This is a genomic window from Mesorhizobium metallidurans STM 2683 (genome assembly GCF_000350085.1).
Classification (GTDB): Bacteria; Pseudomonadota; Alphaproteobacteria; order Rhizobiales; family Rhizobiaceae; genus Mesorhizobium; species Mesorhizobium metallidurans.
This window is the reverse complement of sequence record NZ_CAUM01000186.1, coordinates 1-12,991: the sequence shown is the minus strand read 5'-3', so window position 1 is coordinate 12,991 and position 12,991 is coordinate 1. Positions and strand designations below refer to the sequence as shown.

Here is a 12,991-nt window from a genome sequence, read left to right as displayed (position 1 = left end):
CCCCATCTGCAAACGACAGGTATCCCGTGCCGCATCCCGCTGATCGAGACTTGTCAGCACCAAATGACAGATGCACTTTCTGCCTCCGCAAGCCCTCGATCAAAATGGCATCTGCCTTTGTTCAGGTGTTTCTCGAGAGAACGGCTGGAGGCGTCGACACTAAAGTCCAAGATCGATGCGGCCTTAGTCTAGGTCGAAAACCTCGCCTCGTTCTTCTCCGCATCCAGCAATACGCGAGCAAGCCAAGCCGCATCTGGAGCGAGGTTATCGTCATTCACGTAGCAATCGAGTCTGGAATGCGGAAAATATCCTTCTGGAGGGACCTCTGGACGCCACACATGGAAGCGCCCGATAGAGGTGCTGACTGAGCCGCCGGCCTTGTTGCGCGAGATGTGATAGATCACGCCATGGTGAAAAAATCCATCTTCATCCGATTTGGCATAGTAGTCATCGCTTAAGTTTAGACTAGTCATTGGGAACGACAAGCAGGTTTGTCCGGCCCTGTCTAGTTACTCCATCCACGCGGCCATGCCGCCACCTGATGTTACAGCGACCGCACGGTACGACGAGATGAAAACTTGAGCCGTTCCAAGCCTTGGCTTTGGGCCAAGACGACTGAAAGCGACGCAGCACCAACCTGCCGGCAGCGGCTAACCCGGCGATGGCAAGCGCGCTGACTTTCAAATCTATTCCGTTGGCATCCAACACTTCAGCAGACGAAATTTCTCCGCCTCTCACAACCAAAAGGCATACCCTGTGGACAGACCCAAAATAGCCCAAGCAATTCAAGCGCCCAAGATCAGGAAGCCCTAGACTAAAACGCTAAGGGAATCGGGCGGATGTCAATCAAGTCGAGCAATTGCGTCGTGCTGTGCATGCTGCTCGCGATTGCAGGCTGCACTTCCCCATCGGGCAAGGATTTCTTCACCGAAACCGTCGACAGCCTGCACGCAAAAAACTCGCCTTTGCGGGCGGGATATAATGGCTCCCAGCCCCTGACGGCAGCACGTGAAGCGCAGCGCTTTTCGGGTGCGCAATATGAGGGATCGGGCAATTTCGTGTCGTCCGGCGCCCCCGTTACCCGGGTGACGTCGAACGGATCCGGCCAGTATGAGCTCAACCTGGTCAATGCGCCGGTCGCGGAGGCAGCGAAAGCCGTGCTCGGCGACGCGCTGCACGTCAACTACATCGTCGACCCGCGCGTGCAAGGCACGGTGACGCTGCAAACATCGCAACCGGTGTCGCAGGCCGCGTTGGTCGATATCCTGGAATCGGCACTCGCCGTGAACAATGCCGGCATCACCAACCGTGCCGGAACCTATCAGATCGTTCCGCTGTCCGACATCATGTCGAGCACCCCGCCGGTCAGCGTGCCATCGGTCTCGCCGTCCGGTCCAGGCGTCAAGGTGCAGGTGCTGCAACTGCAATACATCGCCGCCGACGAGATGAAGACCATTCTCGAGCCGATCACCCGTCAGGGCTCAGTCCTCAGGGTCGATTCCACCCGCAACCTGATCACGGTCGCCGGCAGCAACAGCGATCTCGACGCCATTCGTGAAGCAGTTTCGGTGTTCGACGTTGACTGGATGCGCGGCATGTCGGTGGCGCTTCATCCGCTGAAGACTTCGAAACCGGAGGCCGTCGCCTCGGAGCTCGATTCGATCTTCGGCACCAAGGACGGGCCGGGCGCCAAGGTTATCCAGTTCATTCCCAACGACAGGCTGAATTCGGTGCTGGTGATCACCTCGCGCCCGGCCTACCTCAGCCGCGCCGCCACCTGGATCGGCAAGCTCGACAGGCTTGCCGAGACGAACGAAGACCAGCTTTTCGTCTACCAGATCCAGAACCGGCCAGCCAAGGAACTGGCCGAGGTGCTGAGTTCCGTTCTTGGTACCTCCGTCAAGACCAGCGGAGATACGGCCGGTGCGAATGTTTCGCCCGACATGACGCCGATCGCATTGCAATCGGATGGCGTCACGCCAGTGCCGCTGACCGGTCCGTCGCCCTCACTGGAGGTGACGCAAGATGGACAACCGCCCACCCATGCCAAGGTTGTCGCCGATGTCGAGAACAATGCGCTGCTGATCCAGACCACGTCGCGAGACTATGACCGCATCCAGCGCATATTGACCAAGCTCGATGTCTTGCCGACGCAAGTCATGCTGGAGGCTGTCATTGCCGAGGTGACGCTCAACGATGAACTCAAATTCGGACTGCGCTGGTATTTCGAAAACAACGGCATGAAGATCTCGCTGTCCGACATGGCAAGTGGATTTACCGGCGCCGCGTTCCCGGGGTTTGGCTGGACCTACGCAACCGACAACATCCAGGTCACGCTGAACGCGCTGTCCAGCATCACCGACGTCAATGTGATTTCTGCGCCGACCATCATGGCGCTCAACAACCAGAAGGCAATCCTGCAGGTCGGCGATCAGGTGCCTATAATCACGCAGCAGGCGGTCGGTACCACGACCGCCGACGCGCCGATCGTCAATTCGGTCGAGATGAAGGACACCGGTGTCATTCTGACGGTCACGCCGCGGATCAACAATGCGGGCCGCGTCATGCTCGATATCCAGCAAGAGGTCAGCAACGTTACCAAAACGACCAGCTCCGGTATCGATTCCCCGACGATACAGCAGCGCAAGATCCAAACCCGCGTGTTGGTCAACGATGGCGAGAGCCTGGCGCTCGGCGGTCTCATCCAGGAGCGCAACAATGTCGACCGCGGGCAGGTGCCAATCCTCGGCGATATCCCGATCATCGGCAATGCGTTCAAGAACAAGACCGACAGCATCGGGCGAACCGAGCTGATCATATTCATCCGTCCACGGGTCATCCGCGACATCGCTGAAGCGCGCGAGGTCACGGAAGAATTCCGCGGCAAGATCAGCCTGCAGACGCCGATTCAGCAGCGTCGCGGCGGAACCAAACTGAAACAGAACCTGAAGAGACTGGCCAATTGATCATGGGTACACACCTCGATCTCGTGCTGGCTGCGACATCCGCTCTGATGGCGATCCTTCTCGGCATTTCCATCGTCGATTTCAGAAGGTTGATCATCCCGGATGAACTCAATCTGGCTCTGGCCGGCGTTGGTCTCAGCTTCCAGATGGCGACACGGCCGGACGACATCCTGCTGCAAATCCTGTTCGCCGCGACAACATTTGCCGCCGTCTGGTTGGTACGTCGTGGTCACTTCTTGATGACCGGTAGGATCGGTCTTGGGCTCGGCGACGTCAAAATGCTTGCTGCCGCCGCATGCTGGATCAGCCCGCTGCTTCTGCCGGTCCTGCTGTTCATCGCCAGCACAAGCGCCTTGCTGTTCATCGGTGGACAGGTGGTCACGGTCGGACCGGCAGCGGCACGGGCACGCGTGCCGTTCGGCCTGTTTATCGCCACAGGTCTTGGCTGCACCTGGGCACTGGAGCAATTCGTAGGTTTGGATATGGGACTGGTCTGATGGTCACTCTTCGCTTCATTCAATCAACCGAAAAGCCTTCAAAACGCGATGATCGCGAAGACGGTTTTACGCTGGTCGAGCTTCTGGTCGTGCTGGCCATCATCGCATTGATCGCCACGCTCGCCGCACCTCAGGTTCTGCGCTATCTCGGTTCGGCCAAAACCAATGCAGCCAAGGCGCAGATACGCAACATCGAGAGCGCGCTAGAACTTTATTATGTCGACAATGCGAAATATCCGACGGCGGAAGAGGGCCTGTCCGCTCTGGTCGCGGCGCCTGCCGGCGAAGAGCGTTGGAACGGTCCCTATCTCAAGGGGAAAACCGGTCTCAACGATCCGTGGGGAAAACCCTATTCCTACGACGTGAAGGCAGATGCCAGCGGCGTTTCGATCCGTACTTTGGGTCGCGATGGCAAGCCGGACGGAACCGGCGAGGATCAGGACATCGCCAACTGATCGGCGTATTCCAAACGAAGCTCTCGTCAGTTCGTGCGCGGCACCGGAGCGCTTGCCAGATCGAGGCGCGCAAAACCTTGGGATGAATAGGTCGCGCCGTCCCTGGTGACCGAGATCGTGAAGCGCACGGCGATCGGCAGACGTCGCTGGGCGCTCCAGTTCGGCGACCACGACGAAGCACCGGCCGAACCGTCGAGATATTCAAATTTCAGGGCGGTTACGCCGGCGAGCAGCCGTATGGGCTCGCTCTCGGCTGAATTGCCGGTGTCGCTGCCGCGTCGCGGTTTTTGCACGATCGCCAAGGTTTTTTCGGCCATTTCGCCGCTGTCGTCACTTCCAAGCGAAACGACTATCTCCCTCAATGCCGCAGATTTGAAACCGATTGCCTGAATAGCGCTAAACTCAATCCGGGCACAGTCGCCGCTGAGATAAATCACGTTCTCCGGCGACGACTTTGCCAGTGGTAGCGGCTCTGCTTTGGCGATTACCGTTTCAAGAAACCGCGACGTGGCGTCGACCTCCATCTGCATCTCGGTTGTCTTCCCGATACGCATCATCGTCCGCGCCTGCCCGAGAAAGACGATCATCAGCGAAGAGATCACACCAACGAGAGCGAGCCCGACCAGCACGTCGATGAGCGCAAATCCCTCGACCGATGCCGATGGTTTCGGGCGGCTCATGGATGGTTTTCATCCTGCGCGGGCACAAAGGTCAGGAACGGCTCGCCACGTGCTGCACCCGATGCGCCGGTTTTCTCGATGAGGATGGCGGTTATTTTGGCCTTGGATACCTCAATCTTGCGAGCTTTCAGGCTCCAGCCAGACGGCATCGGATCGTCCGTTGCCGACGTTTGCAATCCTATGTTGGCTTGATAATCGGCAAGGATCGTCCGGACTGTCCTGGCGGCTTCGACCTGTGCCTTGGCCGCCGCGATGCTGCGGCTCGCCATCACGATTGACTGGCTCGCTATGCCGAGGATGAGCGCCAGAATCGTCATGGCGACGATCATCTCCAGGATCGAAAAGCCGTCTTCAGCGGAAGAGGGAGTTGCCTGCGAGATCATGGCAGTTTTCGCCGCGTTGAAAGTCCGGTCAGCCAATTGACCTCGATGCGCGAGGTCTGGTCCTTTCGTTTCAGATTAATCTCCACCCCTGAAGCGCTGCCGTCAGGAAGAAAGGTCAAGATCGCTTGTCGATCGGCTGCGACGGTTTCCTGACCCGTGATCACCGTCATCTTGACGTCTTCAGGCAGGATGAGCGTGTTGCGCACGTCGAAACGGATTGCCCCGGCACGAGGGTCAAGGACGATCTGCTTCGGCTTGGCCGTGGCAATTGCCGAGGTGCGCGACAGGCGAAATTGCGTGGTGATCTCGCTCGTCAGCGTATCCAGATTTTTGGCCCGATAATTTCTGGCGATGCCCGGCGCTGCAATGGCCGCAACCACGGCCATGATCGCCAGCACAACCAGCATTTCGACCAGAGTGAATCCGGCCGTTTTGTCCGCACACCCATCGGCCTGAGACGCCGCCCTCATTGCAGCGCCAGATCGTTGATGCTGAGGATGGTCGTCATCACGGAAATGACCAGGCTGCCGACGAGGAAGCCCAGCGAAATCGTCAGCACCGGCGTCAGCAGTTTCAGCACCGTGTCGATCCGTCGTGTGAGTGCGGATTGCAGCATTTTTCCCGCACGATCGAGCACCACCGGAAGCGCGTTCGCATCTTCGCCGAGCGAGATCAGTGACATCGTCGCGTTGTCGAAAATGCCAGCCTTGACGATTGCGCCGTGAAGCCTGGCGCCATTTGCCACGTCGTCTTCGATCGCTACAAAGCTTGCCCTCAACGAACCTTGCCGGGAAACATTGGCCGCCAGGCCAAGTGCCTCGGTCATCGCCACGCCATTGCCGAGAAGCAAGGCCAACGTTTCGAGATAGCGCGCGATCACAGAGTCTTTGATCAGGGAGCCGATCAACGGCGTCTTCAACAGCCAGCGCGAGAGCAACGTCTTGGCGCCCGCTGACCTCGAAAGAAAGAGATAGAAAAGCAGACCTAGCGTTGCGGCCAGAGGGAAAACGAAGGGGTAGTCGCTGAAGACCGTGCCAAGTGCAGAGAGCATCTTCATGGTGAACGGCTTGGCGGCTGACGAACCCTCGAAAATCGGCTCCAGCGCCGGGACCAGCACCGTCGCCAGAATGACCAGCGCCCCGCTCATCACGACCAGAAGAAAAGCCGGGTAGGTCAAGGCCTCGATAATCGCGGCACGACGTTTGGCCATTGCTTCAAACGTATCCGCCAACCGTTGGCAGACGAAAGCCATCTTGCCGCTGCGCTCGCCGCTGGCAAGCAAGGCCGCGATGTCGGACGTGATCCCGGGCAAGCTCGCAAAAGCCTCGGCGATCGGCCGGCCGCCCGTGGTGAGGTCGAGCACTGATTGAAGCTGTTGCCGCCGCGCAGGATTGTTCTCGCCCGAAATCACCGCGCTCAAGGCGCGGTCGACGGTAAAGCTGGCGTTCAACAGAACCGAGAGCTCGGAAAAAAGTCGGCTGAGATCGACCTTCCTCGTAAATGTCAGCGCACTGCGTCCCGGCAGCCGAATGAGCTGCTTTTCTCCATCCACGGGAGCGAGATGATAGGATCGGCGACCTTGCTGCGCCAATTTGCGAGCAGCGTCCTGTTTGGTCAACGCGTCCAAAACGCCGGTTTCTCTGGTTCCGTCGACAAGGTAGGCGCGATAGGCAAAGGCCGGCATCAGCCGCCTCCGTTGAGGTCGATGACGCGCCTGACCTCTTCCATCGTGGTGACCTGCGATTGGGCGAGTGCTGTGGCGTGGACCGCCATCGGAACGAGATCGTCTTCCGCAGCAACTCTGCCGATCTCCATTTCGCCGGCGCCCTGGTCGATAAGCTGGGCGATGCGCGGTGACACCTCAAGCATTTCGTAGGTCACCGTTCGGCCACTATAGCCTGAGCCGTTGCAGGTTCGGCAGGTCGGACCGGTTTGATCCTCGGCATGGCAAGCCGGGCAGACACGGCGCAGCAATCTTTGCGCGATGACGCCTCTGATCGTGGCTCCCAGCAGGTAGCCGTCGATGCCCATGTCGCGAAGGCGCGTCAGCGCTCCCGCCGCACTGTTGGTGTGCAGCGTCGAAAACACGAGATGACCGGTCAGAGCCGCCTGCACCGCGACTTGCGCCGTCTCGCGGTCGCGGATTTCGCCAAGCAGGATGATATCGGGATCCTGCCGCAGGATCGAACGGAGTGCGGCGGAAAAATCGAGATCGATCGCCAGATTGACCTGCAATTGCGTGATGCCGGCCATCCGGTACTCTACCGGATCTTCGACCGTGAAAATCTTGACGTCCGGCAGCGAGCGCTCGGCAAGGACCGAATAGAGCGTCGTCGTCTTGCCGCTGCCGGTCGGTCCGGTGACCAGAACGATGCCGTTGGCGGACTGCGACATGTTTCTGATCTTGGCTTGCGCGGCATCGTCAAAACCGAGTTTGCCCAGCCGCAGCTCGACCCCGGCTCGATCCAGAATTCTGAGCACGATGGCTTCGCCGTGGATGGAGGGAATGACGGAGACACGCAGGTCGACGTCCCTGCCGCGCACCGCAATCCGCATTCTTCCATCCTGCGGCAGGCGCCGTTCGGCGATGTTGAGCCGCGACAGGATTTTGATGCGGGTGGAGATGCCGGACAGCATGGCGGTCGATGCAATATCGACGGTGGACAGCATGCCGTCATGCCGGAACCGGATGCGGACGTGATCCTCGTGTGGCTCGATGTGGATGTCGGTCGCCCTTGCATCGACCGCCTTGTGGATGGTGTCGGCGACAAACCGGACGATCGGCGCTTCACGGGCAAAATCCTTCAAGCGTTCGAGGTCGTCGGGGCCGAAATCCGAGGGCCCGGCGCTGCCCGCTTCGGACGACACAGCCTCCATGGCCGCCTGCTCAAGCCGCTCGATGCATTCGGCAATTACTCGCCTTGGCAATATGCGCAGCGACGGCCTCCGCTCATAGTGAAAGGCCAGCGCGTCGATGGTCGCCGAAGAGAAGGGATCGGCGACAGCGACAACCAGCAGTTCGGCGTCCGTCTCCAGAGGAAGGATCGCGTTTTCGCGCAGATAGATCAGCGGAACACTTGAGAACAATTCCGGATTGAACTGCTCGGGAATGTCGACGGGTGACGGCAGCTTCATGAACCGACTGAGGTTTTCGGCAAGTTCTTGCTCTCCAATCAGGCCGAGTTCCGTCATTACGGTATCGAAGGGATGCCCCGATGTCTTTGACGCTCCCAAGGCGCGTTGGGCGGCGTGGGCGCTCAGCATTTTCTCGCTTTCGAGAAAGGCGAGAAACGCCTCTACTCCAAGGGTCCGGGCAGCCGCGTTCATGATGCCCAGCCCCTCAGGATCTGCGCTGCTTCGGTTCCGAAAAGCGCGTCGCAGTTGGTTGTTCTGGACACAGTCGGTGCGATGTCGGTGATCTCAGCAGCCGGGCTTCGTGAAAGACGCCGAAAGCCGGCTGCGCTCGCGGGAAACCTCTCGATAATGAACCCGGCCTGGCCTGCAACCCCCGATCCATCCCGCTTTGCCGTTATTTCGACCGTATAGGCCGAAGCCTCGGCAGCCCCTTGCATGACCGAAACGCCACTTCCCGATGCTGCGGCAAGAACGCCTCGAAGACGGTTCGGAGTATGATCGAGGCCAACAGTGCCGCGCTTCGAATTGACCGTGAAAACATCATAGAGATCATGCAAGGGCGTTGAAGCAAGCGTCGAAAATTCCTGCAACTCGGATACGGATTCGAAGGGCGCCAGCTTGTTTTGGGCCGGCCCGACGGATGTTGCAGGCTCGGCTTTTGCGGCGAAAGCATTCGTGTTGCCCCGGAACTGGATGGCCGCCTCGGCGAGCGCTTCAGATATCTGCCGATCGAACCCGAGCGATGCAAAACCCAGCGACAGCAGATGAGCGTCCGCGGCGTTGAGATCGATCAGCCCGCCATGATCCTGTATCCGGACTTCGAAGGCGAATTCTCCCGACCGGCAACCAGTCGGCGTGGAATCGAGCGGCAGCTTGTCCGTCGCCGAACCGTCGGCCAATTCGCTCGAAACCACATTGGCCAGGCCTTCGGCGAGCAGCGACAGCCGCTCCTGCTCGACCTCGTTGTTGGCGATCATCAACCGTGTCTTCGCCGTCACGGCAAAGGGGACGACGACGGCCGAGACGATCAGCATGAAGACCAGAACGGCGACCAGCGAAAAACCGGCGCTGGCGCTTTCGTCGCCGCCGCTCATTGGCCGACGCTCTCAGCTAGTGTTTGTCGGCTCGACGGATAAAGCGGTATGCGCGCGACCCTGCCGTCCCGCTCCAGTGCGGCCTGGTCTTTGTCGATAGTGGAAACCTTCCAGCCATCCACGATCTCGTCCTTGCCATACCAGAGGGCGGTGTCGCTGCCGGCGATCCGCAGCAACGCTTTGGCCGCTCCCCTGTGAATACTGATTCCCAGCAGCGTCGGCGCGACCGCCGGCGCAGCATTCTGCGGTGGCGGAACTGGCTGCTGCTCGACCGGCGCGGCGGCGACTTCCACTGGATGCGGCGTGACCGGCTCCGGGACGAATTTTCGACGCGTGGGGCTGAACAGCGGCCGTTCGAAGGTCTCGCTGAAATCGCCTGCGTCCGGAAGCTGAAGCGATCCCGCGGGGCCGGGCGCCAACCCGCCATCGCGCCCCTTTTTGGAAGCGATCGGTGCGATATCGACAGGTGTGTCGTAGAGCGCCACATTGACCGCAACGAGACCCGCAATCATCGCCGCCAGGGTGAGGGCCGCGAATTTGCCGGTCATGGTCTCGCCCCGCCCGACTGGGACCCCACCTGCGTTTGCAGCGGCCCATAAAACAGAATCTCGGCAAAGAGTTCGGAGTCTCCCGTTCGGCCGGCCGCCGGACCGACATTCGTCGTTCGCAAGGTGGCTTCACGAATGAACAGGACCGGAAGCGAGGTTTCGATGGCGAGGATGGCGCCGTGGACGCCTTCGAGCGGCCCGGAAAAGTTGGCTCTCAGGCCGATGAAGTCCACGCCCGCTTCGCTGAGCGCCGGCGCATTGCCGGCCGACAGCACCGTCACGCCGTTCGATGCGGCAATGGCGTTCAACCGCGTCTGAAGCCCGCCGCGAATGACCGCCTCGCTTTCCCCGGTCAGAAACTCGGGATTTGTACCTGCGGCGGGATCGGAGACGCTGTCGAGGCGTTTGGCCAGTGCCGCTACAGCTTGCAACTGGCCCAGAATCTCTCGCTTTTCCTCGATCTCGGCCCTTGCCACGGCGACGCTGTCAAATGCCGTGAACGCCACCCAGCCGGCGATGCAGGCTGTCGATGCCGCGATGGCGAGCGCGATCAGGCGTCGGACCACTGGACGTGCGTTGAGGACGGCGGAGAGCATAGTCAAAGCGCCCCGATCTTTGCGGTGATGGTGAAGCGCTCGCCATCCTGGCCCGGAACCTTGACCACGGGTGCCGCAAACTCGGGCGCCGCAAACAGTGGTGATGCATCCAGCGGCTCGATCAGTTCGGCAGCCGACGTCGAAAAACCGGTGATGGTCAATTCATCGCCTTTCGACGACAGGTCGGTCAGCCACGCCGTATCGGGAAGGAGCCGCGTCAGTTCGGTCCAGATGCGAACCAGCGAGGCAGACGTTTTCTTCTCGTTGCGGATTCTTTCGACCTTCTCGATACCAGCCTGGCGGTTCTGCAGCGAGGCGCGCGCCGCCTTGGCCTCGACCTGGGCATCGGCGATCCGCGCGTCTAGTTCAGAACCTGCCTGCCAGACGCGCCATTGCGCATGGCCAAAGGTGACGAAAACCGTCGCAAGCAACATCGAACAGGCGGCTGTCCAGGCAATTCTCGCGTGACGGTCACGCGCCCTTGGTGGTCGGATGGCGGCCAAGCTGATCTGATCGGCCTGCCGCGTCCGGTCAGCCTCGGCGAGGGAGAGCGAGCCGACCTTTCCGCCGACACGACGGACAGCTTCCAGAACGGCCGCGAGCGTCTTGGTCTTGACGACATGGTAGAAGCAGTCCTGATCCACATGGTCCGCGAAGACGATATGCACCTGCGCCGGGTCGATCGGCGTCGATGCCAAAAGATCGAGCTCCGCCATGGTTCGCGCTTGCCGGAGCGGCAAACGCCGCGCCGCCAGTTGCCGGGTCAGGAAAAGTCCCGGATGGATCAAGACATCGAAAGTCGGCCGCTTGCGCCGAAGCCCGGTCTTTAGAAGCGCAAGAACCTCGTCCGCCGACGCGTTGAGCGCCAAAGGGATCGATTGAAATTCCGGTGCATTGGCGTCGCGCGCGCGAATGCCGTCATCCGCCAGGCTGACGATCCAGTCGCCGGTGGAAGACCGTTCTTGCTTGGGAACGAGCCACATCCATACCCCTCGCAACTCGTCGAGCCACCAGTCGAAGAAATCCAGAAATTGCGCGTTGAGTGTCGCCACGATCCGCCGCCCGCCGCCCGCCGCCCCGGCTGATTCTCGGCCGAGCTATTCAGGCAGAGATTACAGTTGCCGGCGTAGCGCGGATATCAGCGAGTGCGCGGAGAGCCGATTAGCCACAGCTTTGTTGTTCATTCAAAGTAGCGCCCAACTTCTGTGTGCAAGGGCATCTCTTGCGAGCAGTCTATTTGGCCGCTTTGCTGCTGGTTTCAAGGTTTTGGCAAGCGCGCCGCAGGCCATCGGAGTCGGCCGGCGTCAGATTGTAAAAAGTGCACTGTCACCGTAATTCTGTTTCGCGTGGCACAGGAGCCGCGACGCTTGTGGCGCCGCTACTATGACACCAACACTGCTTACGCGGCGCTGCTGTGCCGGGAGTTCTGGGACCGTCGGGCGCGCCGAAAGGTCGGTCTATAAGTAGCGGCTGACCAGGCGCTGGCCCTGGGCTCTGCATCGGTCCAGAAGCGCTTTGGTCTTATGTGTCGGAAAAATTCTACAGGCCAGCCGCCAGATCGCGACAGCATCGGCTGCACCGACATGGTGCAGCGCCTGGCGAGCCGCGATAGCAGATGGTCTACTGCCTTGATCTAGGATTTATACGTATGTAATTTGTTGAACTGCAATTTGGACAATGCAGCATTCTATCAAATGTCGAATCTATTCCATTAAGAATTATATCTGTTATCTCCAAGTTGGCAGCCCCGCAGACTGGGCATGTTATTTTAGCCTCTTTGTTGAGCGAAGCAATTTTTCCGGCGTTGATCCAACCCTGTTTTACATCTTCTTTTGACTTCATTGTCCTGCCCAATCCGGCCGATCTGAACCTCCGGCCGCAGAATGACCTGCATTATCGCCACCCATAGCGTTCGACGCCCTGTCCGCAAAACTGGATGCGTCCTGCGTTTCCTTTTTTGCCAGTTCCGCAGAAACGCCTTTCTTGGCCTTCGACGTTTCTAGACGAAATAACTCATGCAAAACAGTCTTGTTCAGTTCTTCTTTCGAGGTAAACGCTTCACGGCCTATAAGAAATCCATTCTCTCCAAACATTGTCATCCCAGAAGCTGGCAATCCGGGCTCGTACTGTACGAGACGGCCGCCAATTGTCACGGAAACTGGCTTTCCGCTTGCCTGGGCGGCTCGAATTGTGTCCATTTTGGGTGATGCTAGGATAGCCCTAGCCTCCGATATAATGGACCTTTCGACCTTACTGAAGCCCGCTAGAGTCCGGCCGGCTTCGGCAATCATTGACCCGTCCGGGATAATCCCAATCGCCGCCATTCCAATGTTGAAGGGAGTGGGATTTTCGTAAGCATCGACGATCCCTTTTACCGTCCCAAGGACCGGTGCCGCACCGATTGCGGCTAGGCCGGCAACTGTCGCCGCTTTCGCTACATCTTGTTCAAATGATGCCAGGCCCTGTACCTGAGCGCTGACTTGAGATTCTATGTATCCCTTGGCGATAGCGCCTATATCCAGTGATTGATGCCCATTCGGATCGCTCTTATTGACGGGATCGTTAGCGGCATAGGCATACCGATTGGTGCCAACGCCCGGCAGCGTCGGATCCCAGTCATCAGGCGAGATGAACCTG

General features: G+C 59.6%; 13 protein-coding genes. 3 read left to right on the top strand and 10 right to left on the bottom strand.

The features are described from left to right. Nucleotides 1-839 precede the first annotated feature (839 nt). The 3 genes from gspD to gspG are packed head-to-tail and all read left to right on the top strand — an operon-like array spanning nucleotide 840 to nucleotide 3,918. Complete coding sequence (gene gspD, locus MESS2_RS29575; RefSeq protein ID WP_008878379.1) at nucleotides 840-2,966, top strand: type II secretion system secretin GspD; 2,127 nt, start codon at nucleotides 840-842, stop codon at nucleotides 2,964-2,966. A gap of 2 nt (nucleotides 2,967-2,968) precedes the next feature. Beyond that, the gene (locus MESS2_RS29570) at nucleotides 2,969-3,463 is read left to right on the top strand and encodes a prepilin peptidase (protein WP_008878378.1); all 495 of its coding nucleotides are present in this window, start codon (nucleotides 2,969-2,971) and stop codon (nucleotides 3,461-3,463) included. Continuing rightward, the gene (gene gspG / locus MESS2_RS29565; RefSeq protein WP_008878377.1) at nucleotides 3,463-3,918 is read left to right on the top strand and encodes a type II secretion system major pseudopilin GspG; all 456 of its coding nucleotides are present in this window, start codon (nucleotides 3,463-3,465) and stop codon (nucleotides 3,916-3,918) included. Before MESS2_RS29570 ends, gspG begins: the two co-directional genes overlap by 1 nt. Nucleotides 3,919-3,944: 26 nt before the next feature. Here gspG and MESS2_RS29560 read toward each other — a convergent pair whose 3' ends face one another. The 10 genes from MESS2_RS29560 to MESS2_RS32890 all read right to left on the bottom strand — a co-directional run. Next, the gene (locus MESS2_RS29560; RefSeq protein WP_008878376.1) at nucleotides 3,945-4,598 is read right to left on the bottom strand and encodes a type II secretion system protein GspJ; all 654 of its coding nucleotides are present in this window, start codon (nucleotides 4,596-4,598) and stop codon (nucleotides 3,945-3,947) included. Further along, entirely contained in the window at nucleotides 4,595-4,981 is a 387-nt protein-coding gene (locus tag MESS2_RS29555; RefSeq protein ID WP_008878375.1) for a PulJ/GspJ family protein, read from the bottom strand. The genes MESS2_RS29560 and MESS2_RS29555 overlap by 4 nt, the downstream gene beginning before the upstream one ends. After that, entirely contained in the window at nucleotides 4,978-5,451 is a 474-nt protein-coding gene (locus tag MESS2_RS29550; protein ID WP_008878374.1) for a prepilin-type N-terminal cleavage/methylation domain-containing protein, read from the bottom strand. The genes MESS2_RS29555 and MESS2_RS29550 overlap by 4 nt, the downstream gene beginning before the upstream one ends. Next, complete coding sequence (locus tag MESS2_RS29545; RefSeq protein ID WP_008878373.1) at nucleotides 5,448-6,665, bottom strand: type II secretion system F family protein; 1,218 nt, start codon at nucleotides 6,663-6,665, stop codon at nucleotides 5,448-5,450. Before MESS2_RS29545 ends, MESS2_RS29550 begins: the two co-directional genes overlap by 4 nt. Next, nucleotides 6,665-8,308, bottom strand: a complete 1,644-nt coding sequence (locus tag MESS2_RS29540; protein ID WP_008878372.1) for a GspE/PulE family protein — start codon at nucleotides 8,306-8,308, stop codon at nucleotides 6,665-6,667. The genes MESS2_RS29545 and MESS2_RS29540 overlap by 1 nt, the downstream gene beginning before the upstream one ends. Continuing rightward, nucleotides 8,305-9,210: a hypothetical protein gene (locus MESS2_RS29535; protein ID WP_008878371.1), complete on the bottom strand. Its 906-nt coding sequence runs from the start codon at nucleotides 9,208-9,210 to the stop codon at nucleotides 8,305-8,307. The genes MESS2_RS29540 and MESS2_RS29535 overlap by 4 nt, the downstream gene beginning before the upstream one ends. Next, complete coding sequence (locus MESS2_RS29530; protein ID WP_008878370.1) at nucleotides 9,207-9,758, bottom strand: hypothetical protein; 552 nt, start codon at nucleotides 9,756-9,758, stop codon at nucleotides 9,207-9,209. Before MESS2_RS29530 ends, MESS2_RS29535 begins: the two co-directional genes overlap by 4 nt. Continuing rightward, nucleotides 9,755-10,354 (bottom strand): type II secretion system protein GspM, encoded by a 600-nt coding sequence (gene gspM, locus MESS2_RS29525; RefSeq protein WP_008878369.1) that lies wholly within the window; start codon nucleotides 10,352-10,354, stop codon nucleotides 9,755-9,757. The genes MESS2_RS29530 and gspM overlap by 4 nt, the downstream gene beginning before the upstream one ends. Nucleotides 10,355-10,356: 2 nt before the next feature. After that, nucleotides 10,357-11,406 (bottom strand): PilN domain-containing protein, encoded by a 1,050-nt coding sequence (locus MESS2_RS29520; RefSeq protein ID WP_040594400.1) that lies wholly within the window; start codon nucleotides 11,404-11,406, stop codon nucleotides 10,357-10,359. A gap of 786 nt (nucleotides 11,407-12,192) precedes the next feature. After that, on the bottom strand, nucleotides 12,193-12,991 hold a 799-nt coding region (locus MESS2_RS32890; protein ID WP_040594398.1), incomplete at its 5' end, for an RHS repeat-associated core domain-containing protein.